Here is a 25025-nt window from a genome sequence, read left to right on the forward strand (position 1 = left end):
CCACGGGGCGACGGCGCCTCCTCGCATGCACCAGTGGCAGGATGAGGGGATGGCGGATTGGAATCAGAGCATCATCGACGAATTCCGTGCGAATGACGGCACCGTGCGGACGATGGGATTCGGGCGCAGCCTCGTGCTGCTGCACCACGTCGGGGCGAAGAGCGGAACGAAGCGCGTGACTCCTCTTGCAGCTGTGCGCCAAGAGGACGGCGTGTGGCTGATCGCGGCGTCGAAGGGTGGCGCCCCGGAGAACCCGGCCTGGCTTCACAATCTCATCACCCACCCCGAGGTCGAGATCGAGGACCCTGATGAGGGTACGGTGCGCGTCGTCGCCGAGGTGCTCACGGGTGGCGAGCGCGACAGTGCGTGGCGCCGTTTCGAGGAGTTCAGCGATGGTTTTGCGGAGTACCAGCGCAAGACGAGCCGCATCATCCCCGTGGTCGCGCTGCGCCGTGCGGGCTGAACCGCGCTCGTGCGCGGCGCGTGCCCACGTTCCCCCAGCGGTCGCGGCAGATGCAGCATTCATCTCCGATCCGAGCTGATCTCGAAGGAAAGTCACGAACCGATGCGCTCCCGAACTCGCTTCATCATGCTCGTATCGGCCCTCGCCGTTCCGCTTCTCGCAGGCTGCGGCGAATCCGCCCATGACGTTCCGGCGCCGATGCCGAGCACGTCTCAGGAGAGTTCGCCCCCACCGGCGACCGTGCTCGACGACGATCTCGAATCGCTCGAGGACGAGTTCCAGGCTCGTGTGGGTGTGAGCGTGCTCGACACCGGAACCGGCGCGACGATCGAGTACCGATCGGACGAACGCTTCGGCTACGCCTCCACGCTCAAAGTCTTCGCCGTCGCCGAGATGCTCCGCCAGGTGGCGCCCGAACAGCGCGACGAAATCGTCACCTGGACGGACGAGACCGTGGCACAAGCGGGATACTCACCGGTCACGGCCGAGCACGTGGCGGACGGGCTCACGCTGGCGCAGCTCGCGGAAGCCGCACTGCGCGACAGCGACAACGCGGCGACGAACCTCATCCTCGACCGCATCGGAGGCACGGAGGGGCTGCAAGCGGGTCTCGAGCTTCTCGGCGACACCACCACCGATGTAGCAGACATCGAGCCGGAGCTCAACGAGGTCGTTCCCGGTGAGACCGGCAACACCACCGCTCCCGCGGCCTTCGCCTCAGGTCTCGCCGCCGTGCTGAAACCCGAGCATCTCGACCCCGCCGATCGCACCACGCTGCTGGAGTGGATGAGCGCGAACGCTACGGGAGACGCTCTCATCCGCGCCGGGGCACCGGCGGACTGGGTTGTGGCGGACAAATCAGGTGGCGCTGGTGGGAAGCGGAACGACATTGCGGTCGTCACTCCACCCGGGCAGTCTCCGATCATCGTCGCGATTCTCACGGAGAAGTACGACCCGGATGCAGCCTACGAGGACGAACTCGTCGCACGCGTCGCCGAGGCCGTGCTTGCGCGGTCGGCCGGGGGCGGTTCGTGAGGTCCCATCCGACGAGCTGAGGATTCGCGCCTCGCTCAGCGGCCTGACTCGTTGCGCGTTCGCGGGAGGCCACGCATGAATCGGTGCGTGGCCTCCCGCGGCTCGACGGGCCGACCTGTCTTCACATGAGGGTCGGCGTCAGCCGCAGACCGCGCCGACGGCCGCCGACTGGACGAGCTTGCGGTACTTGGCCAGCACGCCCTTGGTGTAGCGCGGAGGCAACGGCTCCCAACCCTCCGCACGGGCGGCGAGTTCGGCTGCGTCGACCTGGACGTCGAGGGTCCGGTTCTCGACGTCGACCCGGATGGTGTCTCCGTCGCGGACGAAGGCGATGGGGCCGCCGTCCACCGCTTCCGGTGCCACATGCCCGATGCACAGGCCCGTCGTGCCGCCCGAGAACCGCCCATCGGTGAGCAGCAGGACGTCGGCACCGAGGCCAGCGCCCTTGATGGCACCCGTGATGGCCAGCATCTCGCGCATGCCCGGCCCGCCCTTGGGACCTTCGTACCGTATGACGATGACGTCGCCGGGGTTGATCTCGCCGTCCAGCACAGCCGCCATGGCTGGTTGCTCCTGATCGAAGACGCGGGCGGTGCCTTCGAAGACCGCCGAATCGAAGCCTGCGGTCTTCACAACGGCACCGCCCGGAGCGAGCGATCCGTGCAGGATCGTGATTCCGCCGGTGGGATGGATCGGGCTGTTCACAGCGTGCAGGATCTTGCCGTCCGGATCCGGAGGACGGACATCCGCCAGGTTCTCGGCGACGGTCTTCCCGGTGACCGTGAGGCAGTCGCCGTGCAGCAGCCCGGCATCCAGAAGCGCCTTCATGACGACAGGCACCCCGCCGATCTTGAACACGTCGTTCATCACGTACCGTCCGAACGGCTTGAGGTCGCCCAGATGCGGCACCCTGTTGCCGATCCGGTCGAAGTCGGCCAGCTGCAGGTCGACCTCGGCCTCGTGGGCGATGGCCATCAGATGCAGGACGGCGTTGGTGGAACCGCCGAAGGCCATCACGACCGCGATGGCGTTCTCGAACGCCTCCTTCGTCATTATGTCGCGGGCTGTGTGACCGCGCCGGAGCATCCCGACGACCGCCTTTCCGGACTCGACGGCGAACTCGTCGCGGGCCTTGTCGATGGCCGGTGGTGCGGCCGAGCCCGGCAGGGACATGCCCATGGCCTCGGCGGCGGAGGCCATTGTGTTGGCCGTGTACATCCCGCCGCAGGCGCCTTCGCCCGGGCAGATGGCCTTCTCGATGCTCGTCAGATCTTCCATCGACATGCGACCGGCGCGGCAGGCGCCGACGGCCTCGAAGGCGTCGATGATGGTGACTTCGCGCTCGGTGCCGTCGGACATCTTGGCGTATCCCGGCATGATCGAGCCGTTGTAGAGGAACACGTTCGCCAGGTCGAGTCTGGCCGCCGCCATCAGCATGCCGGGGATCGACTTGTCGCATCCGGCCAGCAGCACGGAACCGTCCATGCGCTCGGCGCTCATCACGGTCTCCACGGAGTCGGTGATCACCTCGCGCGAGACCAGAGAGAAGTGCATGCCCTCGTGCCCCATCGAGATGCCGTCAGACACCGAGATCGTGCCGAACTGCAGCGGGTAGCCGCCCGCCTCGTGTACACCGTCCTTGACGCCCTTGGCCAGCCGGTCCAGTGACAGATTGCACGGCGTGATCTCGTTCCATGACGAGCCGACGCCGATCTGAGGCTTGTCCCAGTCGTCGTCGCCCATGCCGACGGCTCTGAGCATTCCGCGCGCCGCGGTCCGCTCGATCCCGTCCGTGACATCGCGCGAGCGCGGTTTGACGTCGGGCAGGCCGCCGGCGCCGGTCGTCGAGTCTGTCGGAGCACCATTACTCTCACTCATGGACACGAGTCTAGGGCGCGTGACGTCGCCACGGTTCAGCCGGTCGTGAACGAGTACCCCGATACCGCGTGGTCCGTCGCGTCCCATGACGAATCATGCAGCGTCCGAGGGGTCAGAGCCAGCCGCGCTCGTCGGCTGACCGGGCGGCATCGTGCCGAGTGGTGGTATTCGTCTTCTGCATCGCGTTGGAGAGATAGTTCCGCACGGTGCCAGGGGCAAGGTGCAGCCGCCGGGCGATCTCATGCGCTGAACAGCCTTCGCGAGTCACGCGAAGTACGTCCGCCTCTCGGGCAGTGAGCGGTGAATCGTCGGCCATGGTGGCTTCGAGCACGTCGCGGGCGGTCCATCGATGTCCGTCATGGAGCTGTTGGACGACTCTGACGATGTCCTCGGGGTCGGACGCCTTGCTCATGAAGCCGAGCACACCGAGTTCGAGCGCGCGTCGCAGAACGCCGGGGCGTGCGTGCCTGGTCAGGATGAGAGCCCTTTGGGAAGGAGCGCGGAAAGCGCAGCGCTGAGAAGGTGCTCATCGTCGGCGAGGACGATTCGTATCTCGAAGACGACGGCAGCGGTCGCCTGTTCTACGAGGCGGCGAGTGTTCTACGACGTGCCCATGTTTGGAGTTACGTTGAGACGAACACTAGAGTGAGTGTACTGACTGCGCGATGAGTCGGACGACGAAGCCGATCGGTTCATCGCGGCATCTCACCGTGCAGGCCGCCGCTTCCCGGAACGGGAACGTCGCCGTCTGCCTCGAGCCTGCGGCGAGTCCTACGCACGCCGCTTCCGACCACACGATTCAGCAAGGAACCGGACTATGCTCCACACCCGCACACGCCTCTTTCGCCGCATGATGTCGTTGTCGGCCGCAATCTCGCTCACGATCACCCTCGCAGCGTGCAGCAGCGCGGACGACGGCGACATAGGCGCCGAGGATGACCGATCCGTGGTTCTGACGACGTTCACCGTGCTCGCCGACATCGCGCAGAACGTCGCCGGTGATCACCTGGCGGTCGAGTCGATCACCAAAGTCGGGGCAGAGATCCATGGGTACGAACCGACGCCAGGCGATATCGCGAAGGCCTCGGAAGCGGAACTCATCCTGGACAACGGGTTGAACCTCGAGCTCTGGTTCGAGCAGTTCGTGGAATCCGTCGATGTGCCGCACGTCGTCGTCTCAGACGGGGTCGAGGTCATGGACATCACGGAAGATTCCTACGCGGGCAAACCGAACCCTCACGCGTGGATGAGCCCGGTGAACGTGCAGATCTATGTCGACAATATGGTCGATGCGTTCAGCGACCTGACACCGGAGCACGCTGCTGACTTCGAGGCGAACGGAGATGCCTACAAGGCGGAGCTGCAGGATATCCAGGACGAACTGGTGTCTGAGCTCTCGGCGCTTCCCGAGAACGAGCGGGCGCTTGTGACCTGTGAAGGAGCGTTCTCCTACCTCGCCCGCGACGCCGGGCTGAGCGAGCAGTACATCTGGGCGGTCAACGCGGAGTCCCAGGCCACCCCGCAGCAGATCGCGGGCACGATCGAGTTCGTGAACGAGAACGACGTGCCGGCGGTGTTCTGCGAGTCCACTGTCTCAGACAAGCCGGTGAGGCAAGTCATCGACGCCACCGACTCCGTCTTCGGCGGCACGCTCTACGTCGACTCCCTCTCCGCGGACGACGGCCCAGTGCCCACGTACCTCGACCTCATCCGCTACGACTCGACCACGATCATCGACGCTCTCACCGGAGACGCGTCATGACCGTCGCGATCGAAGTCGCCGGCGTCACCGTTCGCTACGGCGACGTCGTCGCCCTCGACAACGTCTCGCTGGCCGTCGAACCAGGAAGGGTGACCGGGCTGATCGGTATGAACGGCTCTGGAAAGTCCACCCTGTTCAGGGCCGTCATGGGGTTGGTGCGCCCGGATCGGGGCCGTGTGCTGCTCGATGGCGCTGACCCTGTACGGGCGCGTAGAAGAGGTGCTGTCGGCTATGTGCCGCAGAGCGAGGACGTCGATTGGTCCTTTCCCGTCGCGGTGCGCGACGTGGTGATGATGGGCCGCTATGGGCATCAGGGCGCCACGCGCCGAGCACGGCCGGCCGACCATGCCGCAGTCGAGGAGGCGCTGGAACGGGTGGAGCTGTCCGCGTATGCCGAGCGGCAGATCGGGCAGCTCTCCGGTGGGCAGAAGAAGCGTGCATTCGTCGCCCGCGGCATAGCGCAGGGCGCCGGCGTCATCCTCCTCGATGAGCCGTTCGCCGGCGTGGACAAGCGCTCAGAGGCAACCATCGTCCGGCTCCTGCGCGAGCTCGCAGCCGACGGCCGCACGATCCTCGTCTCCACCCACGACCTGCACGCTCTGCCGCAGCTCGCCGACGAAGCCGTTCTTCTGCTGCGAAAGGTGCTCTTCCACGGCTCGGTCGCCGATGCGCTCAGTGCGGAGAACCTCGCTCTCGCCTTCGGGCTCGACGTCCTCGATCAGAACAGCGCCGCATGAGCCTCCTCGGCCTCATCCTCGAACCCCTCCAGTACGACTTCATGGTGCGCGCGCTGGTCACGACCGTGATCGCCGCGATCGTGTGCGCGCTGCTGTCGTGCTGGCTCGTCCTCGTCGGCTGGTCGCTCATGGGCGACGCCGTCTCGCACGCCGTGCTCCCCGGCGTGGTCATCGCCTACATCCTCGGCGCTCCGTTCGCTATCGGCGCGCTCGTGTTCGGGCTCCTGGCGGTGGCACTCATCGGCGCGATCCGCGGTACCAGCAGAGTGAAGGAGGACGCGGCGATCGGCATCGTGTTCACCACGCTGTTCGCGTTCGGGCTCGTGCTCATCTCGGTGACTCCGAGCCAGACCGACCTGAACCACATCATCTTCGGCAACGTCCTCGGAGTGTCCACCGGTGACCTGACCCAGATCGGCGTCCTCGCCGCCGTCGCCTTCGTCATACTCGTCCTCAAACGACGCGACCTGACCCTGTACGCCTTCGATTCGACCCACGCACACGCCATCGGGCTCAGCCCCCGGTTCCTCGGAGCTCTCCTGCTCGGACTGCTCGCGCTCACCGCGGTCGTCGCGCTTCAGGTCGTCGGCGTCATCCTCGTTGTCGCCATGCTCATCATCCCCGGTGCCACTGCCCATCTGCTCACCGACCGGTTCGGGCGGATGCTTCTCATCGCGCCCGCGATGTCCGCGCTCTCCTCCGTCGTCGGCATCTATCTCAGCTACTGGATCGATGCCTCATCCGGTGGACTCGTGGTGGTCGTCCAAGGCATCGTGTTCGCCCTCGTGTACCTCTTCAGTCCTCGTCACGGCCTGATCGGCGCTCGTATCGAATCCAGACACCGTCGGATCGCAGCTGCGCACTAGGTGATTGATTGTGAGGCACACCCTAGGAATCGATGTGTCCGGATGCAGCGCTTCAGGCGATCTCGACCGCTCGCCCGGCCGATGCGGACACGTAGAGAGCATCTGTTGCCGACCGGCCCAGGGGGAGCGAGTCCTCTGTTCCTTCCACCCGCACATCCAGCGCATCCGAATACGGCGAACTCTCGCTGGTCGTCAGGGTCGCCCCGATGACGATGCCATGACCCTCGAAGAACTGCAGCAGCGCAGAATCCGAGTCTGAGATGCGCTCGACGACGACCGTTGCATCGGCGCCGACGTCCGTCAGCTGCTTGGCGTCCGGGATGTTCACCGTGCCATCCGACGATGGAATCGGATCGCCGTGCGGATCGCGAGTAGGGAACTCCAAGAACCTATCGATTCGATCGATCATGAAGTCCGATACCGCGTGTTCGAGGTTCTCCGCCTCATCGTGCACTTGATCCCACGAATAGCCCAGAACATGGACGAGGAACGACTCGATCAGTCGGTGCCGCCGCACCATCGCCAACGCGAAGGCGCGCCCCGTCGCGGTGAGCTCGACCGTGCCGTACGGGGCATGATCCACCAGTCCCTGGCTCGACATCTTTCGGACGGCGTCTGAGACCGACGAGAGCTTCAAGCCTGTGCGCTCTGCGATGAGCGTGGGAGTGACCGGCCAAGACGACCACTCCGTCAGGCCCCACACCGCCTTCAGATAGTTCTGTGTGCTCGGCGACAACTCAGACACGGACATGCGCTCATCGTACTGCCGAAGTTCTGACTACGTGCCGACCAATGGGGCGGTCGCGGTCTCGGGGATCTCGGGTTGCGACGGCACGCCGCCGACCCTCTCCACTACACTGTCGCGAGTGCCTTTTCGGGGTCGTGCGCTCGCGCAACGGATTCGAAGGGGTGGAGCGTCGACGCGAGACGCGCCGGCAGCCGCATGCTATGTTGCGGCTGAACGCCCGGTCGCACCTGCCGCGCCCGTACCGGGGCGTGGCACTGCGTCCGGTCGCCCAACGACGAGAGGAAGCAGTGTGAGTTCCGCAACCGGCGAGAACGAGAGTACGGACGAGTACGGCGACGAGCTCGCCACGCACGTCAATCCGATCAGCGGTGCGGAGTTCGAAGAGAACCCGGCCATCGATATGGTGCCGAAAGAGCACTACATCGCGGAGGAGGACACCGACGACGAGATCACCGAGAAGCTTCGACGGCAGGGTGTGAAGATCGGCAGGGGGCTCATCGCTCCACGCGTGTTCTGGCCGTCGATCATCGTGATCGTCGCCGTCACCGTCATCGCCATCATCTGGCCGCAGGGCTCGGCCGATGCGTTCAGCGCAGTCCAGGGGTGGATCGTCGCGGACCTGAGCTGGTTCTACATGCTCGTGGTCGGTGCGTTCATCGTGTTCGCAGTCGTCATCGCCCTCTCGAAGTACGGCAGCATCAAACTCGGTCGTGAGCAGGACAAGCCGGAGTTCAGCGTGATGTCGTGGTTCACGATGCTGTTCTCCGCAGGTATGGGGATCGGCCTGATCTTCTACGGCGTCGGCGAGCCGGTGAAGTTCGCCACAGTCGACCCGAAGCCGGGCGTCGACATGGCGGGACCCGAGGGTGCTCCTTTGGCGATGGCGCAGACCTTCATGCACTGGGGTCTGCACCCGTGGGCGATCTACGCCGTCATCGGCCTCGCGCTCGCGTTCGCCATCCACCGACGCGGTCGGCCCGTCTCCATCCGGTGGGCGCTCGAGCCGCTCTTCGGTGAGCGGGTGAAGGGCTGGATCGGCGACGTCATCGACGTGCTGGCCATCTTCGGCACGGTCTTCGGCGTCGCCACCTCGCTCGGGCTCGGCGTGCAGCAGATCGCGACGGGCATGCGGGAAGTCGGCATCATCGACGGCTTCGACACCACGCTGCTGGTCATCCTCATCGTCGTCATCACCTTCCTCGCCACGTTCTCCGTGGTCAGCGGTGTCGGTGCGGGCATCAAATGGCTGTCGAACATCAACATCTCGCTCGCAGGCATCCTGCTGGTGACGATGCTGGTGCTGGGTCCGACGCTGTTCATCTTCGACACCCTCGTGCAGTCGCTCGGCGCGTACTTCGCGAACATCATGCAGATGACCGTCGACGTCGGAGCCTTCCAGGGCGATGCCGCACTCGACTGGCTCGCCGGAAACACGATCTTCTACTGGGGCTGGTGGATCGCCTGGGCGCCCTTCGTCGGCGTCTTCATCGCGCGCATCTCGCGCGGACGCACCGTGCGCCAGTTCATCGCGGGTGTGCTGCTCGTGCCGACCATCGTCGGATTCATCTGGTTCGCTGTGATGGGCGGCTCCGGTCTGTTCCGCGAGTTCTTCACGGACAACTCTCTGGTCGACCCGGAGTCGGGCGCAGTGGAGCCGGAGGGGTCGCTGTTCGCCGTACTCGGCGACCTGCCCCTCGGCCAGATTCTCTCGGTCATGACGATCATCATCGTTGCGCTGTTCTTCATCACCTCGTCGGACTCCGGCTCGCTTGTGGTCGACATGCTCTCCTCCGGCGGGCACCCGAACCCACCGGTCTGGTCGCGTGTGCTGTGGGCGTTCCTCGAGGGCGCGCTCGCGATCGCGCTGATGATCGCCGGCGGGCTCTCGACCCTGCAGACCGGCTCGCTGATCACCGCGGTGCCGTTCAGCATCATCCTGATACTGATGTGCATCGCCACCGTCAGAGCCTTCCGCTACGAGCACGTGCAGCAGCAGCACATCGAGAGCGTCGAGCGTCTCGAGCGCATCTCCGAGCACCTCACCGAGGAGATCGGGCAGTCGCTGACCGACGATCCCGCCGTGCGTGAGTACGTCGATGACCGGATCGATTACCGGTTGTCCCGCACCCGCGGCCTTCGACGGCCGGGGACGGGGGAGAAGCCGGCGCAGCCGCGTCCCCGCGGCGAACGGTAGGCATCACAGCACGCGAACGGCTCGCGGGTCCCTCTGGGATCCGCGAGCCGTTCGCGTGGAGGTCGACGGCGGGTTCATACCGTCGGGCCCGTTGTCAGATGTCTACGCTGTGCGGTGCTGCTGGTAGTAGGCGAGCAGGGCCTGCGTCGAGGCGTCCTGTGCCTTCAGAGCGGTGCGGTCGCCTTCGATTGCGGGGGCGATCTGCAGGGCGAGCTGCTTGCCCAGCTCGACGCCCCACTGGTCGAAGGAGTTGATGCCCCAGATCACGCCCTGTGTGAACGTGATGTGCTCGTACAGCGCGATGAGCTGGCCGAGCACGGCGGGGGTGAGCGCCGGTGCGAAGATCGATGTCGTCGGCCGGTTGCCCTCGAAGGTGCGGGCGGCGACCAGCGGACCGGTCGTGCCTTCCGCTTCGACCTCTGCGGCTGTCTTGCCGAACGCGAGCGCCTTGGTCTGTGCGAGGAAGTTCGCCAGGAACAGGCCGTGCACGTCGCGCTCGCCGTCCTTCAGCGGGTGCGCAGGGTTCACGAACGCGATGAAATCGGCGGGGATGAGGCGAGTGCCCTGGTGGATGAGCTGGTAGAAGGCGTGCTGGCCGTTCGTGCCGGGCTCGCCCCAGAACACTTCGCCGGTGTCGGTGGTGACGGGGGTGCCGTCCCAGCGCACCGATTTGCCGTTCGACTCCATCGTGAGCTGCTGCAGATAGGCGGCGAAGCGGCTGAGCTGCTGGGCGTACGGCAGTACGGCGTGCGACTGCGAACCGAGGAAGTTCGTGTACCAGACGTTGAGCAGACCCATCAGCACGGGAACGTTCTTCTCCAGCGGCGTGGTGCGCACATGCTCGTCGACGGCATGGAACCCGGCGAGCAGCTCGCGGAAGGCCGGGGGGCCGAACACGATCGCCAGCGAGGTGCCGATGGACGAGTCGACCGAGTACCGTCCGCCCACCCAGTCCCAGAATCCGAACGCATTCTCGGTGTCGATGCCGAACTCGGCGACCTTGTCGAGGGCGGTCGATACGGCGATGAAGTGGCGCGCGACAGCCTCGTCCTTCGCCTCGTCGTCGCCGTCGATCACGCCGCGCTCGGCGAGCTGCGTCCACAGCCAGTCCCGTGCCAGGCGCGCGTTGGTCAGGGTCTCGAGCGTCGTGAACGTCTTCGACGCGACGATGAACAGCGTCGTCTCCGGGTCGAGGTCCGCGATCTTCTGTGCGAGGTCGGTGGGGTCGATGTTCGAGACGAAGCGTGCCTCGATCCCCGCGTCCGCGTAGGGACGAAGTGCCTCGTACACCATCACAGGGCCGAGGTCGCTGCCGCCGATGCCGATGTTGACGACGTGCGTGACCCGCTTGCCCGTCATGCCGACCCACTCGCCGCTGCGCACGCGGTCAGCGAAGGCCGACACCCGTGCGAGAACCTCCTGCACGTCATCGTCGATGCTCTGTCCGTCGACGACGAGGGAGCCGCCTGCGGGGCGGCGCAGCGCGGTGTGCAGCACCGCACGGTCCTCGGTGGTGTTGATGTGCTCGCCCGCGAGCATGGCCGAGTAGCGCTCGGCGACACCCGTCTCATCTGCCAGCTTCACGAGCGAGGCGAGGATCTCGTCGGTGATGAGGTTCTTCGACAGATCGACGCGCAGGTCGGCGAGGTCGAGGCTGAGCCGTTCGGCGCGCTCGGAGTCCTGCGCGAACCAGCCGCGCAGATCGGGAGTGAGGGCGTCGCGGTGAGCGGCGAGCTCCGCCCAGGCGGTGGTGGTCGTGGGATCGACGGGAGCAGTCATACCTCAAACCTACCGAGCACAGCGCCCTTGCGGCACACGATTTCGCCGCGTGCCTCTTCTCTCACAAGGCCGTGATGCGTGTCGCGAGGTCGGAGTCGCCTACTCTGGTGAGATCGGTTATCACGAATGGGGGTCCGGATGAGCGTGCCGGTCATCGCTCTGACGGGGCCGCTGGGAGCGGGCAAGACGACGGTGCTCAACCATCTGCTCGCGGCTCCCGGTGCTCGCGTCGGTGTGGTCATCAACGATTTCGGAGCGATCAACGTCGACGCGGGGCTGGTGGTCGGTCAGGTCGACGAGGCCGCGTCGATTGCCGGCGGCTGCGTGTGCTGCATGCCTGATGCCGGCGGTCTCGACGAGGCGCTCGACACGCTCACCGATCCGAGGCTGCGTCTCGATGCAGTCATCGTGGAGGCCAGCGGCGTGGCGGAGCCTGTCGCACTGGCCAGGCTCATCCGGTTCAGCGGAGCGGACCGTGCCCGTCTCGGGGGAGTGGTCGAGATCGTCGACGCCGTCGAGCACGAGCGCTCGGTCGAGGTGGGACTCGTCGCGCCGGCGCGCTACGCCGCCGCCACTCTCGCGGTCGTGAACAAGCTCGACCTGGTGCCGGACGCCGAGCGTGCAGAGCGAGAAGCCGCGCTCGGTGCGATGATCCGCGAGCATAACCCTGCGGTCGAGGTGGTGCCAGCCGAGCGCGGTGCGATCGACCCCGCTCTCGTCTTCGACATCGCGGGAGAGGACGACCCGCTGGACCAGCTGCCGATTTCGCAGCTGCTGCGGGAGGAGATCGCTGCCGAGTCGGCGCACACGCACGCAGACTCGGTCGGCGGCGTCGCAGACGGACCAGTCGACCCCGGTGCGCTGATCGAACTGCTCGAGAACCCGCCGGCCGGGGCGTATCGGATCAAGGGCACGGTGCCGGTGCGCACCGCCCGCGGTCAGCGGATCTGCACGGTGCATCGCGTCGGACGATCGGTGCACGTCGAGAAGGCTCCGGTCGGGCGTGCAGCGGATGGCCTCGTGGTGATCGGCATGCGCCTCGATGCCACGGTGCGGGAACGCATCGCCGAGGTGCTCCGGCCCGCCGCAGCGCCATCATCGGAGGGTCTGCGCCGTCTCGAGCGCTACCAGCGCCTGAGCAGGTAAGCAGAGGCTCACAGCGAACCCGCGTGCGGATCCGGCGCCCGTCCCATCCGGAGCGCGTACCGTCGAAGTATGCAGTCGAATGAAGCAGAACTGGGCGACGCGTTCAAGACCGTGTTCCGGACGCACCCGGCGGCCGTCACCATCGTGACGGCGAGCACCCCATCCGGTCCCGTCGGTCTGACGGCGTCGAGCGTGAGCTCGGTGGCCGCCGTGCCCCCCGCCGTGTCGTTCTCCGTCACCCGCGCCACCGGAACGGCCGGCGCGATCCTGGAGGCGGACAACCTCTCGATCCACTTCCTCACCGATGAGCACGTCGAGACGGCGCTTGCCTTCGCCGTCTCGGGCAGGGAACGCTTCACCGCCGAGCAGGGCTGGACCTTCGACGAAAACGGCAACGCGACGCTCGCCGGTGCCCGTGCGACGCTGCGCGGGCGGATCCGCGACAGCATCAGGGTGTCGGACTCCTCGCTGGTGATCGCCGACATCGTCGAGGTGTGTCCAGCGGAGGCCGGCGCACCGCTGCTGTACGAGAACCGCACCTTCTTCCGCTTCGATCCGAACGGTGCGGCGCTCTGACGAGCGTTCAGGAACCTCATAGCGAGAAGATCCGCAACACCGGGTGACAGGATGCCCAGGCCTCGCTAGCGTGGAAGCGTCGCGCGGCGATCCGAGTGGTCTCGGTCAGCGGTTCATACCGACTGAGCAGCGGGTTCGACTCCCGTCGCCGCGTCTACGTTTCGCAAAGGTCGGCCTCGGGCCGGCGGCGGCCCGATCTGCGCATCCGGATGCGCTCACGTCGGGTCCGTGCGTGTGTCGCCCGTGTCCTTCGATCGGATGGAAGAGTCGGGAACACTCGGCGGATGCGCGTGGTTGCATGACCCAGACGGTCCCGACCGAGGGCCGCGACTCGGAGGAAACATGACGCGACTGGCCGTTATCGGAGGCACCGGATACGCCGGAGCCCACATCATCGAGCAGGCGAAGGGCAAGGGGATCGACGTCGTCTCGTACTCGCGGACGCAGCCGGAGGCGTCGGTCGACGGCGTCGAGTACCGCACGGGTGACTTCACTGATGAGACAGTGGCGTCCGAGATCGTGGCCGATGCCGACGTGGTGGTCGTCACGGCCGCCGCGCGCGGCGACATGCTCGGCCGTGTCGAGATGGGTACGGCGCAGCTGGCTGACCTGGCCGCGGCATCCGGTACTCGCCTCGGCGTCGTCGGAGGGGCAGGGTCGCTGCAGGCCTACGAGGGCGGTCCGCTGGTGTTCGACACCGACGGCTTCCCCGAGCCCGTGCAGCCGGAGGCGCGCGAGGCCGCCCGCATACTCGACGCGCTGCGTGAGCGCGGCGACGACCTCGACTGGTTCTACATCAGCCCTGCCGCAGGCTTCGGTTCATTCGCGCCCGGTGAGGCGCGCGGCACGTATCGCACGGGCGGAGATGTGCTCGTCGCCGACGAGGCGGGCGAGTCCTTCATCTCAGGTGCGGACTTCGGCCTCGCCGTCGCCGATGAGGTGGCGACTCCCGCGCACCGCGGCACCCGCTTCACCGTCGGGTACTGATCCCGGGTTCGCTGCGGAGTCCGTGCGACCGTTGCAGTCGTGACGGAGCCGGCCTCCGCAGCGCACTCGTGCGCGGGAAGTGCGAGCATGGGGGAGTGACGACAGCGAACGCTTCAGCCAACCTCACCCGTGACGAGACTGCGGAGCGCGCCGCTGCCGTCACCGTATCCGCAGAGCATGTCGCGCTCGACGTGACCCGAGCGCGGGACGGGGATACGACGGGCTTCGGAGTGGTCGCAGTGCTCGAGATCGACGCGACGGCCTCGGAGACCTGGGTCGACTTCATCGGCGAGAGCGTCGAATCGGTGTCGGTGAACGGAGAGACCCGCGAGGTGGAGTGGAATGGCGCGCGCATCCGCGTGACCGGCCTCGAAGATGGGCGCAACATCATCCGGATCTCCGCCACGGGGGCTTACAGTCGCTCGGGCGAGGGCCTTCACCGCTTCGTCGACCCCGCCGACGGAGAGACGTACCTGTACACGCAGTACGAGCCTGCGGATGCGCGGCGCGTGACGCCGTGCTTCGAGCAGCCGGATATGAAGGCGCGCTGGAACTTCGAGGTGAGCGCGCCGACCGGATGGACGGTGCTGAATAACGCTCCGGCCGTCGGTGTCGCCGAGCGCGAGAGCGTTCAGACCGTGCGCTTCGCCGAGACGCTGCCTATCCCGAGCTACATCACGGCGGTCGCCGCAGGACCGTACCATCGCGAAACGGGGGAGTGGACGCGGGGCGACCAGCGCGTGCAGCTCGGCGTGCTGTGCAGAGCGTCGCTGTCGGAGCATCTCGACGCGGAGAACATCCTCGAGATCACACGGCAGGGGCTCGACTTCTACGATGACGCGTTCGCGTACCCGTATCCGTGGGGCAAGTACGACCAGATCTTCGTTCCGGAGTACAACCTCGGCGCGATGGAGAACCCGGGGCTGGTCACGTTCACCGAGGACTACGTGTTCCGCGGGGCGGCGACCAGAGCGCAGCACGAGGGGCGCGCGAACACGATCCTGCACGAGATGGCGCACATGTGGTTCGGCGACCTCGCCACCATGCGCTGGTGGGACGACCTGTGGCTGAAGGAGTCCTTCGCCGACTACATGGGCTCGCACGCATCGGCCGCCGCCACGCAGTACACCGATGCATGGGTGTCGTTCGCCAATCGCCGCAAGGCGTGGGCGTATCAGGCGGATCAGCTGCCCACGACGCATCCGGTCGTGGCCGACATTCCCGACCTCGAGGCGGCGAAGCTCAACTTCGACGGCATCACCTACGCCAAGGGCGCCTCCGTGCTCAAGCAGCTCGTCGCGTTCGTCGGCGAGGAGTCGTTCTTCGAGGCGGCGCGGCGCTACTTCGCCTCGCACGCCTTCGGCAGCACGACGCTGGACGATCTGCTGGCACCTCTGGCTGATGCGTCGGGCCGCGACGTGCGGACATGGGCGGCTGCGTGGCTGTCCACGAGCGGAATGTCGACTATCGCGATCGACCGCGACGGCGACGATGCGGCCATTGTTCAGACGGATCCGCGCCCGCACCGGATCGCCATCGGCGTGTACCGGATCACCGACGGCAGACTGCACCGGACGTCGCGCATCGATCTGGACATCGCCGAGGAACGGACTCTGCTTGCCGGCCCCGCTGCTGAAGCAGTGAAGCGGGCCGACCTCGTGCTCGTCAACGAGGGAGACCTCACCTATGCCAAGGCGCGTCTCGATGCGCGCTCGATCGATGCGGCATCCGAGGCGCTGTCCACGCTCCGAGACGACCTGGCGCGAGGACTCGTCTGGTCCTCGCTGTGGAACGCCGTGCGCGACGGTGAGCTCGCCGTGGCCCGCTACCTCGACATCGTCCGCCGCCATGCAGGAGGGGAGGCGCACGTGGGGCTGCTCACCCAGACGCTCGACAATGCGGCGTTCGCTGTTGGCCACTACGTGCCCGATGCCTTCAGCTACGACGAGAGGCGCGCCTGGCTGGATGCGACGTGGCACGGCCTGCACGCAGCGGCTGCGGGAAGCGACGCGCAGCTGGCTTGGGCGCGCGCCGTCGCAGGTGCCGCGGGGCGCGACGACCACCTGGCGGACGACATCCGGGGCCTGCTCGACGGGCGCGGCGTGCCGGACGGTCTCCCGCTCGACCCCGACCTGCGCTGGAGCCTGCTGGCCGCGCTCGCCGCGACCGGCCGTGCGACCGAGGAGGACGCCGACGCGGAGCTCGCCGGCGATGACACGATGTCGGGCCGCACCGCGTGGGTGCGCGTGCGCGCTTCGACACCGGATGCCGATGTGCGCGAGCGCGCGTGGCGTGCGGCCTGGGAAGACCAGACGCTCACGAATGACCACCTCTCTGCGACGATCTCCGGTGTGCGCGCCGGGGGCAGGCGCGACCTGATCGAACGCTTCGACACCGACTACTTCGCCAGGCTGCGCGAGGTGTGGGAGACGCGCAGCATCGAGATCGCCAGGCGGCTCGTGCGCGACCTGTTCCCTCAGCGCGACGACCTCGCGCTCGCCGACGCGTGGCTCGAGGAGAACGCCGACGCACCGGGTTCGCTGCGGCGGCTCGTCATCGAGCAGCGCGACCATCTGCGTCGCGATCTGGACGTGCGCGCGGCGAACGCGTGAGAGAAGGACAGGGATCGCGCAGGGCACTGACGAATCGGCTCAGCGGTACGCAAGACAGCTCGCACTCGGTGATGGCCGCACGCGCGACGCTGCCCGCCGACTCCGGAGGTGCGATGCGGGAGGCGATCTCGCGGTTGAACGCCTATCTGGCCGAACTGATCAGGCTCGCGCACCGGGACAGGTTCTCGCTGGCCCATGCGGCCGAGCTGCTCGGCGTCCCCGCCTCGACGGCCAGGGGCGCTATCAGAGGTCAAGGGAACAGTCGCGGGAGCGCTGGAACCGGCAACTGCTGATCAGCGAGGTCGAATGTCGGAGGCCGATTTTAGAATGAAGCATGGAACTCTTCACCGACATCGACGAGCAGGTGGCGCGGCTGCGCGGCCTGCTCGTCGGCGGTGCTGAAGGGGCAGACGATGTCGTGTCGGTGATCCGGGCGCTCGACGATGAGGAGCTCGCGCAGCTCATGGAGACGGCCGCGAAGCTCTCGCGCTCCGTCGACCGGGTCGAGGTGATCGGCGCGGGCGTCGTGGCCGAGCGGTCGACGCGCGAGGCGGGGCATGACGGGTTCGCGCAGAAGCGCGGGCATCGTAGGGCGACAGACTTCATCCAGGGCGTCACCGGCGGGTCGAAGGGCGACGCATATCAGCGCATTCGCGTCGGGACGTCGATCCTCGATGGCTTTCTGCCGGTGTCGGGGCGCCAGGGCGGCGCCGACGACGAGGAAGAGCCTGACGCAGCGATGAGCGGCGAGGCACAGCCGGGCTTCGGCGATCAGACAGAGGACGGCGGCAGCTCGGATGGCGGTGACGCTTCGCGTGCACCTGTGACGCCGCCGTCGTGGCATACGCCGCTCGATCATGCGCTTGTGCACGGTGGGCTCTCGCAGGCGCAGCACGACGCGATCCTCCGAGGGCTCGGGGAGCCGCCGACTGCGCCTGCCGCAGCGCCGATGTCGGGTGACGCTCCGCTCAGCACCGTCGATGGTGCGCGCATCGAGCGGGAGTTCCGCGAGGCGTGGCGACTCGCGGCGGAGCAGCTCGCCGACGAAGCCGCGCACCGTTCTGTGGAGGAGCTGCGCATGGCCGCGCGCACGATCCGCGATCGCCTCGACCCCGACGGCGCCGACAGGCGATACTTCGAGCGATATGAGGCGCGCTCCTATCGGATGTGGGTCGATGCCGATGGCCGTTCGCACGGATCGTTCGTCTTCGACGACGAGGGCGCCGCGTTCGTGCGGAGCGTGCTCGACAGTGCGCTGCGCCCTCGTCTGGGCGGGCCCCGCTTCGTGGACGCTGCCGAGAAGGAAGCAGCGCAGGAGCTCGTAGACGATCCGCGCACCTTCGAGCAGCTCTCCTACGATCTTCTCTTCGACGTGATCCGGTCGGGAACGCTGGCCGATGCGAAGAGCGTGCACGGCACGAAGCAGGCGGGCGTGCGGCTGGTGAGGATAGTCGACTCTCCGGCCGAGGTCGGCGGCGCCGCACACACCGAGGATCGGCTGACGCGCGTGCCCGCACCGGTCGCCGACCAGCGCGCCTGCGACACCGGCACCGTACCCGTGTCGGTGTCGCCAGCGGGCGACCCGCTCAACGTGGGCCGAGAGCACCGGCTGTTCACACCGGCGCAGCGCATCGCCCTCGCTGTCCGCGACGGCGGTTGCCGCTGGCGCGGCTGCGACCGACCCGCGTCCTATTGCGAGGCGCACCACATCGACCACTTCGCCGAAGGCGGCCGTACGGATGTCAACAGGGGCATCCTGCTCTGCCGCTTCCACCACATGCGTCTGCACACCGGCGGTCATCGCATCACCCGCACCGACAAGCGCGACTTCGTCCTGCACGATCCCGGCGGAGGCGCAGAAGACCTCCCTCCGCGGTTGGCCCTCGAGTATGCCTTCCACGGCATAGACCCGCCGCCGAAGAGATTCCGGCCCGCCGCGTAGCGACCGCGGAACTGCGCTGGTAGCGTGACGCGCATGCGTTGCCACCGAGCTTGATCCTCATTCTCCGACGGGCGCGACCCGCGCCGACGAAAGGTTCGCTCATGCACGCTGCTTCCCTCCCGCTGTCAGGCAAGACGGCGCTGATCACCGGTGTCTCCCGCCGCCGCGGCATCGGGTTCTCCGTGGCGCGAGAACTCGCAGACCGCGGTGCGAATGTGTTCATTCAGCACTTCCGACCCCACGATCTCGATCAGCCGTGGGGCGGTGACGACCTGGATCTCGTGCGCTCAGAGCTTCGCGCGGCATCGGGGCCGACGGCGCGCTTCGGTGACGTCGAAGCCGACCTGTCGGACCGGCACGCCGCGACCGCCGTCCTCGGTGCAGCGGAAGCGCTCACCGGCACTGTGGACATCCTGGTCTGTAACCAGGCCAAGAGCGGCGGCGACGGCAGCATCCTCGACATGACCGCAGACTCGCTCGACGCGCACTGGGCGGTCAACGCGCGCGCGACGCTGCTGCTCACGGCCGAGTTCGCCCGTTCCAAGAATCCGGTTGCAGACGGCGCGGCCCGGCGCCCTGGAGAGCGCATCGACTCGGGCAAGCCGTTCGCCGAGCCGACGGGCAAGGTGTTCTGGATGACATCCGGTCAGCTGCATGGTCCGATGCGCGGCGAGATCGCCTATGCGACGAGCAAGGCGGGGCTTGCCGGAGTGACGGCAACCGTCGCCGCGGAACTGCTGGAGCTCGGGATCGTGCTCAACACGATCGACCCCGGCCCCGTGAACACCGGCTACATGGACCCCGACAGCACGGACCGCTCGCTCGATGCCCTCGAACAGCATCTCGCCACGACGCCGTTCGGTCGGTACGGACACCCCAGCGACCCCGCGAACCTGATCGGATGGCTTGCCACCGACAGCGGCTCGTGGATCGTCGGCCAGGTGCTCACGAGCGATGGCGGCTTCTCGCTCGAATAGTCGCTTGCGCGCGATGACTGCGCGCCCGTCGATGTCGACGCAGCTCCTCGTCGCGCGTCGGCGATGTCCGTCCCTGCGGCTCACACGAAGCGCATGCCCAGCACCAGCTCGTCCGGCCGCGACGCGAGTGTCTCGAATCCCAGTCGTCGATAGAACCCGATCGCACTCTGGTTCTCTGGAGCGACGCCGAGGTGCACGCCCGTGCAGCCGTGTTGTCGCAGGGCGCCGGTCAGTTCTTCGATGAGTGCGCGGCCCATGCCGCCGCCGCGACAGCGCTCCAGCAGATTGATGTGCAGGTGCGCGGGGAACTCCTCGAGCAAGCCGTCCCGAGTCGCCGATGGGCGGTGGAACCGTCGGATCAGTCGGGCATCCGGGGTGCGGGCGTTCTCCACCTCGGGCGTCAGCGGGTACTGTTCGCGCAGCGTCGGCCACCAGTGCTGCTCCAGCCAGGATTCGAAGGTGCGCGTGTCCGGTGCGCCGACCGCGTACCCGCCGACACCGTGCTCGTCCACGGCGACGAGGGCGAACTTCGGTTCTCCCGCCAGGTACGCCCCCGCGTAGGCGTGCCCCAGCAGATCGGGGTTCTCGTGCTCCTCGGTGGCGTCGCCACCGGCCGCACCGGTCTTCAGACAGACCCGGTACACCCCTGATACGTCGTGCGTGCTCGCGCGGCGGATGCGTCCCATGCGCCCAGGCTACGCGTGCGCGCGACCAGCGAAATCGACCGCGATCACGCGGCCCGGGCGCGTCTTCCCACAGCATCCGGCGTCGCCCGCGTGCGAGCGGCCATCTGCGTGAGCAGCGCCGCCGCCTCTTCCGCGGGTCGACGCCGGTGGTGATGCGCCAGCTTACGAGCCTGGTCGATGCGTCGGCGAGACGTTCGTCGAGCTCTCCGACCAAGGTGACCGTCGCGATTCGTCCGCGTGTGCTTCACGACCTCGTCTTCGCATCGAATCCGCGTCTCGGGCTGGTCTCGCCGGCCTCGGATGCCGAGGAACCCGCAAGGGGTAGGGTATTGGGCGGCCAGGCGCGGCGCGCGTCACGACCCCTTCAGTCCCCACACCATCCGGGCGGCGGGCGATCCACAAGATCGGACGAAACATGACAAACGCACAGGTGCCGCGCATCAGCGGTCGCGTCATCGGCATCTCCATCGCGGCGGCTCTCGGCGGCTTCCTCTTCGGCTACGACACCTCGGTGATCAACGGTGCAGTGGATGCGCTCTCCGCCGACTTCGCGCTCGGCGCCGGGCTGCAGGGCTTCGCCGTGTCGATCGCCCTGCTCGGCTGCGCGCTGGGCGCATGGTTCGCAGGCAGTCTCGCCAACCGCTACGGACGCGTCCCCGTCATGCTCGTGGCAGCCATCCTGTTCTTCATCTCGGCGATCGGATCCGGCTTCGCCTTCGGCGTCGCGGACCTCATGGTATGGCGAGCCGTCGGCGGGCTCGGGGTGGGGGCGGCCTCAGTCATCGCGCCTGCCTACATCGCGGAGGTGTCGCCCGCTCGAGTGCGCGGCAGGCTCGGGTCGCTGCAGCAGCTCGCCATCGTGAGCGGCATCTTCGCCGCTCTGCTGACCAATGCGATCCTCGCGGCGACGTCGGGCGGCGCAGCCGAGACGTTCTGGTTCGGCATCGAGACCTGGCGCTGGATGTTCATGGTCGAAGCGGTCCCCGCCGTCGTGTACGGCGCGATGTCGCTGCGCCTGCCGGAGTCGCCCCGCTACCTCGTGCGCAAAGGCGACGTCGATCGTGCGTCGCAGGTGCTCTACGACTTCAGCGGTGAGCCGGATGTGAACCTCAAGATCCAGCAGATCCGCGACTCCCTGCAGGACGAGACGAAGGAATCGCTGCGCGACCTCGCAGGGCGCGCCTTCGGCTTGAAGCCGATCGTCTGGGTCGGCATCCTGCTCAGCGTGTTCCAGCAGTTCGTCGGCATCAACGTGATCTTCTACTACTCGACGACGCTGTGGCGCTCGGTCGGATTCAGCGAGGACAGCGCCCTGCTCACCAGCGTGATCTCGTCGATCACGAACATCGTCGTCACGATCGTCGCGATCCTGCTCGTCGACAAAGTCGGCCGCAAGGCGCTGCTCGTCGCGGGGTCGATCCTGATGACGATCGCCCTGGGCACGATGGCCGTCGCGTTCTCCTTCGCACAGCTCGTCACAGCGGACGACGGCTCCGTCTCCGCCAGCCTCGAGGCGCCGTGGTCGATCATCGCGCTCGTCGCGGCGAACCTGTTCGTCGTCGGATTCGGCGCAACGTGGGGCCCGATCGTGTGGGTGCTGCTCGGCGAGATGTTCCCGAACCGCTTCCGCGCCAGCGCTCTCGCCGTCGCAGCAGCCGCGCAGTGGCTCGCGAACTTCGCGATCTCGACCACGTTCCCATGGCTCAGCGGCATCTCGCTCACCCTCGCGTACGGCTTGTACGCCGCTTTCAGCGCGCTCTCGCTCGTCTTCGTCGTGTTCAAGGTGCGCGAGACGAGGGGTAAGGAGCTGGAGTCGATGGAGGGTTAGCACAGCACAGCGTGTGCGGTGCTGTGGTTGTGATTGCCAGCGATATCGCAGGTCGGGCTGGTGTGTCGCAGGCGGGCGGCGGATGCGTGCCGCTTAGCCTGGGTACGCCATGATCCGGTTCGAAAACGTCACCAAGCGCTATCGCGGAACGGCGGCGCCCGCCCTCGACGACGTCAGCTTCGATGTCGACCGCGGCGAGTTCGTCTTCCTGGTCGGTCCCTCCGGGTCCGGCAAATCGTCGTGCCTGCGACTCATCCTTCGAGAGGATGTGCCCTCGCAGGGCAAGGTCCTCGCGCTGGGTCGCGACACCAAGACTCTGTCGAACCGACGCACGCCGTTCTTCCGACGTCACATCGGCTCCGTGTTCCAGGACTTCCGGCTGCTGCCGTCGAAGAACGTGTTCCAGAACGTCGCCTTCGCACTGCAGGTGATCGGTGCGTCTCGCGCCATGATCAAGCAGGCGGTGCCTGAGGCGCTGGGTCGCGTCGGGCTGAAGGACATGGCCAAGCGCATGCCGCACGAGCTGTCGGGCGGCGAGCAGCAGCGCATCGCAATCGCCCGCGCGTTGGTGAACCGCCCGCAGGTCCTGCTGGCAGACGAACCGACAGGCAACCTCGACCCGAAGACGTCGGCCGACATCATGGACCTGCTCGCGCAGATCAATGACGGCGGAACGACGGTCGTCATGGCGACGCACGAGGCCGCGATCGTCGACCGGATGCGTCGCCGCGTGATCGAGCTGGCTGACGGGCGGCTGCTGCGCGACGAGGTGTCGGGCGGCTACGGCGACAGCTCTGCTGTGCAGCGCATCCGTGCGAAGACGGAGAAGGGTGCATCCTCCACCGCCGCGCTCACCGAGGTGCTCGAGGCTCAGCGCGAGGTATCGGGACATCTGGCGACGGGCACGGTGACGCCGTTGGCGACCGACGCGGCCTCAGGCGTCGCGAATGCCCAGAGCCCTGAAGCGCCGGAACCTCAGACGTCGGATGCGACAGCCGAACACGCATCGAACGAACGGCCCGGCCGTCAGGCGCCCGACGTGAGGACCGGTGCCGATGTGGCCGACGTCGGCGTCGCCGATCGGCTCGGCCTGCAGGGCAACGATGAGGAAGTGGGACCCACCTCGTGAACTTCGGTCTCATCATGGGCGAGGCCTTCAGCGGGCTGCGCCGCAACCTCTCGATGGTCGTCTCCGTCATCCTGGTCACCTTCGTGTCGCTCACCTTCGTCGGTGCCGCGATCCTGATGCAGTCGCAGATCTCGACCATGCGCGACTACTTCCAGGACCGCGCTCAGGTCGACGTGTACCTCTGCTCCGACATCTCGTCCGCCGACACCTGCCTCGACGGCACGGCGGATGACGAGAAGATCGCCGAGCTCGAGGACAAGCTGAACTCGGACACGCTCAATCCGCTCATCCAGGACTACCGCTTCGAATCGCAGGCGGAGGCGTACAAGCTCAACGTCGAGAACTTCCCCGAGACGGCGGAGAGCCTGCGCGAAGAATGGACGAACGCGGTGTTCCACATCACGCTCGTCGCACCGGACGATCCGCGCAATGCCGAAGCCGTCGTCGAGTCGTTCAGCGATACCGACGGCGTCGAAGAGGTCAGCAATCAGATGGCCTACCTGCAGCCGCTGTTCACAGCTCTGACCATCGCGACCTATATCGCGGTCGGAATCGCTGCGCTCATGCTTATCTCGGCGGTGCTCCTGATCGGAACGACCATCCGGTTGTCGGCGTACGCCCGCCGCCGGGAAGTCGGCATCATGCGCCTCGTCGGCGCATCGAACCGCGCGATCCAGACACCCTTCGTGCTCGAGGGCGTCATCGCAGCATTCATCGGCTCCGTGTTCGCCAGCGGTGCGATCGTCGCAATGGTGCACTTCGGCGTGACAGGGTACCTCGCGCAGCGAATGGGGCCGGTTCCGTGGGTCGGCATGCCGGAGGCGCTCGTGGTCGTGGTCGTCATCGTGGCATTGGGCGTCCTGCTGTCGGCGGTGTCCGCCGGTTTCGCCATCCGCCGCTGGCTCCGAGCCTGACGCGCGCGAGAGCAAGCGCCTGGCGTCGTCGTCGGGCAGGGCACTGTCGGTGCCCTTTTCTCCTTCGCCTTGCCATGCACGCACTCCCGCACGTGTCCCGTTGAGCGCCGAGCACGTGTCCTTCGTCCGCCGTGCCATATGAGATCGAGCTCCGAGCGCGCTCCCCACTGCGTCCTGCGAGTCGCTCGGGTCGATGTAGGATGAGAGGCTGTCCCTTCGAATTCACCGGGAGGTGAGCATGGCCAAGAAGCAGAAGAAGAGCGCACAGGACCCGAACCAGCGGGTGATCGCGGTGAATCGTCGTGCTCGCCACGAGTACACGATCGAGAAGACCTACGAGGCCGGTCTCGTGCTGCAGGGCACCGAGGTCAAGTCGCTCCGTGAGGGGCATGCGAATCTCACCGATGGATACGCATACGTCGACAAGGGCGAGGCGTGGCTCGACCAGGTCAACATTCCGCAGTACTCGAACGGCACCTGGACCAACCACGCGGCCAAGCGCAACCGCAAGCTGCTGCTGCACAGGGACGAGATCGCCAAGATCGGTCAGAAGGCCGCTGCCGGCGGCTACACGCTCGTGCCGCTGAAGCTGTATTTCGTCGATGGGCGGGCGAAGGTCGAGATCGGCATCGCCAAGGGCAAGACGCTCTACGACAAGCGCCAGACGCTGCGCGAGCGGCAGGACAAGCGCGACGCCGAGCGCGCGATGCGCACACGCAATCGGATGGGCGAATAGAGCACTCTCCGCACTGCGGTTCTCCACAGG

Annotated in this window: 21 protein-coding genes and 1 tRNA gene; 17 read left to right on the top strand and 5 right to left on the bottom strand. The window is 67.1% G+C overall.

The genetic code is table 11. The features are described 5' to 3' along the window. Window positions 1-49: 49 nt before the first annotated feature. Window positions 50-463 (top strand): nitroreductase/quinone reductase family protein, encoded by a 414-nt coding sequence (locus tag DZG09_RS14050; RefSeq protein WP_119698380.1) that lies wholly within the window; start codon window positions 50-52, stop codon window positions 461-463. A 102-nt stretch (window positions 464-565) separates the two neighbouring features. After that, window positions 566-1498, top strand: coding sequence for a class A beta-lactamase (gene bla, locus DZG09_RS14055; RefSeq protein WP_119698381.1), 933 nt, complete (start codon window positions 566-568; stop codon window positions 1496-1498). Between the two features lie 138 nt (window positions 1499-1636). Here the strand turns inward: bla and ilvD are convergent, their stop codons facing one another. Together ilvD and DZG09_RS14065 are read right to left on the bottom strand one after the other, a co-directional pair. Then, window positions 1637-3376 carry a dihydroxy-acid dehydratase gene (gene ilvD / locus DZG09_RS14060; RefSeq protein ID WP_119698382.1) on the bottom strand — a complete coding sequence of 580 codons (1740 nt, stop codon included), beginning with the start codon at window positions 3374-3376 and terminating at the stop codon, window positions 1637-1639. 112 nt (window positions 3377-3488) lie between these two features. Continuing rightward, the gene (locus DZG09_RS14065; RefSeq protein ID WP_240424050.1) at window positions 3489-3800 is read right to left on the bottom strand and encodes a response regulator transcription factor; all 312 of its coding nucleotides are present in this window, start codon (window positions 3798-3800) and stop codon (window positions 3489-3491) included. 393 nt (window positions 3801-4193) lie between these two features. On the opposite strand from DZG09_RS14065, the gene DZG09_RS14070 reads away from it, so the two are divergent. Genes DZG09_RS14070 through DZG09_RS14080 form a run of 3 tightly spaced genes read left to right on the top strand, consistent with a single transcriptional unit; the run spans window position 4194 to window position 6741 of the window. Beyond that, the gene (locus tag DZG09_RS14070) at window positions 4194-5138 is read left to right on the top strand and encodes a metal ABC transporter substrate-binding protein (RefSeq protein ID WP_205529193.1); all 945 of its coding nucleotides are present in this window, start codon (window positions 4194-4196) and stop codon (window positions 5136-5138) included. Beyond that, entirely contained in the window at window positions 5135-5875 is a 741-nt protein-coding gene (locus DZG09_RS14075) for a metal ABC transporter ATP-binding protein (RefSeq protein WP_119698383.1), read from the top strand. The genes DZG09_RS14070 and DZG09_RS14075 overlap by 4 nt, the downstream gene beginning before the upstream one ends. Then, window positions 5872-6741: a metal ABC transporter permease gene (locus DZG09_RS14080; protein ID WP_119698384.1), complete on the top strand. Its 870-nt coding sequence runs from the start codon at window positions 5872-5874 to the stop codon at window positions 6739-6741. The genes DZG09_RS14075 and DZG09_RS14080 overlap by 4 nt, the downstream gene beginning before the upstream one ends. Window positions 6742-6793: 52 nt before the next feature. Here DZG09_RS14080 and DZG09_RS14085 read toward each other — a convergent pair whose 3' ends face one another. After that, the gene (locus DZG09_RS14085; RefSeq protein ID WP_119698385.1) at window positions 6794-7492 is read right to left on the bottom strand and encodes a metal-dependent transcriptional regulator; all 699 of its coding nucleotides are present in this window, start codon (window positions 7490-7492) and stop codon (window positions 6794-6796) included. Window positions 7493-7889: 397 nt separating this feature from the next. Between DZG09_RS14085 and DZG09_RS14090 the strand changes: the two genes are divergently transcribed. Then, window positions 7890-9683: a BCCT family transporter gene (locus DZG09_RS14090; RefSeq protein ID WP_119698549.1), complete on the top strand. Its 1794-nt coding sequence runs from the start codon at window positions 7890-7892 to the stop codon at window positions 9681-9683. A 102-nt stretch (window positions 9684-9785) separates the two neighbouring features. Here the strand turns inward: DZG09_RS14090 and pgi are convergent, their stop codons facing one another. After that, window positions 9786-11462: a glucose-6-phosphate isomerase gene (gene pgi / locus DZG09_RS14095; RefSeq protein ID WP_119698386.1), complete on the bottom strand. Its 1677-nt coding sequence runs from the start codon at window positions 11460-11462 to the stop codon at window positions 9786-9788. 138 nt (window positions 11463-11600) lie between these two features. On the opposite strand from pgi, the gene DZG09_RS14100 reads away from it, so the two are divergent. The 7 genes from DZG09_RS14100 to DZG09_RS14130 all read left to right on the top strand — a co-directional run bounded on the left by DZG09_RS14100 (window position 11601) and on the right by DZG09_RS14130 (window position 19702). Next, a complete protein-coding gene (locus tag DZG09_RS14100; RefSeq protein ID WP_240424051.1) occupies window positions 11601-12608 on the top strand; it encodes a CobW family GTP-binding protein in 1008 nt (335 codons plus the stop codon). Between the two features lie 69 nt (window positions 12609-12677). Then, window positions 12678-13184 (top strand): flavin reductase family protein, encoded by a 507-nt coding sequence (locus DZG09_RS14105; RefSeq protein ID WP_119698388.1) that lies wholly within the window; start codon window positions 12678-12680, stop codon window positions 13182-13184. 82 nt (window positions 13185-13266) lie between these two features. After that, window positions 13267-13338 (top strand) — tRNA-OTHER (locus tag DZG09_RS16675). A 188-nt stretch (window positions 13339-13526) separates the two neighbouring features. Next, window positions 13527-14171, top strand: a complete 645-nt coding sequence (locus tag DZG09_RS14110) for an NAD(P)-dependent oxidoreductase (protein WP_119698389.1) — start codon at window positions 13527-13529, stop codon at window positions 14169-14171. A gap of 95 nt (window positions 14172-14266) precedes the next feature. Beyond that, complete coding sequence (pepN, locus tag DZG09_RS14115) at window positions 14267-16783, top strand: aminopeptidase N (protein WP_119698390.1); 2517 nt, start codon at window positions 14267-14269, stop codon at window positions 16781-16783. Between the two features lie 334 nt (window positions 16784-17117). Next, window positions 17118-18725, top strand: a complete 1608-nt coding sequence (locus DZG09_RS14125; protein ID WP_119698392.1) for an HNH endonuclease signature motif containing protein — start codon at window positions 17118-17120, stop codon at window positions 18723-18725. 101 nt (window positions 18726-18826) lie between these two features. Next, a complete protein-coding gene (locus DZG09_RS14130) occupies window positions 18827-19702 on the top strand; it encodes an SDR family oxidoreductase (RefSeq protein ID WP_119698393.1) in 876 nt (291 codons plus the stop codon). A gap of 80 nt (window positions 19703-19782) precedes the next feature. Here DZG09_RS14130 and DZG09_RS14135 read toward each other — a convergent pair whose 3' ends face one another. Further along, window positions 19783-20388, bottom strand: a complete 606-nt coding sequence (locus DZG09_RS14135) for a GNAT family N-acetyltransferase (RefSeq protein WP_119698394.1) — start codon at window positions 20386-20388, stop codon at window positions 19783-19785. 415 nt (window positions 20389-20803) lie between these two features. Here DZG09_RS14135 and DZG09_RS14140 point away from each other — a divergent pair, with 415 nt between their 5' ends. From DZG09_RS14140 to smpB, 4 genes are all read left to right on the top strand, one after another. After that, the gene (locus DZG09_RS14140; protein ID WP_119698395.1) at window positions 20804-22216 is read left to right on the top strand and encodes a sugar porter family MFS transporter; all 1413 of its coding nucleotides are present in this window, start codon (window positions 20804-20806) and stop codon (window positions 22214-22216) included. Window positions 22217-22325: 109 nt separating this feature from the next. Next, complete coding sequence (ftsE, locus tag DZG09_RS14145; protein WP_119698396.1) at window positions 22326-23345, top strand: cell division ATP-binding protein FtsE; 1020 nt, start codon at window positions 22326-22328, stop codon at window positions 23343-23345. After that, entirely contained in the window at window positions 23342-24259 is a 918-nt protein-coding gene (gene ftsX, locus DZG09_RS14150; protein WP_119698397.1) for a permease-like cell division protein FtsX, read from the top strand. Before ftsE ends, ftsX begins: the two co-directional genes overlap by 4 nt. A gap of 238 nt (window positions 24260-24497) precedes the next feature. Beyond that, on the top strand, window positions 24498-24995 hold the full coding sequence (gene smpB / locus DZG09_RS14155) for an SsrA-binding protein SmpB (RefSeq protein ID WP_119698550.1): 498 nt from the start codon (window positions 24498-24500) through the stop codon (window positions 24993-24995). The last annotated feature ends 30 nt before the right edge of the window (window positions 24996-25025 follow it).

This window comes from Microbacterium halotolerans (assembly GCF_003569805.1).
Taxonomy (GTDB): domain Bacteria; phylum Actinomycetota; class Actinomycetes; order Actinomycetales; family Microbacteriaceae; genus Microbacterium; species Microbacterium halotolerans.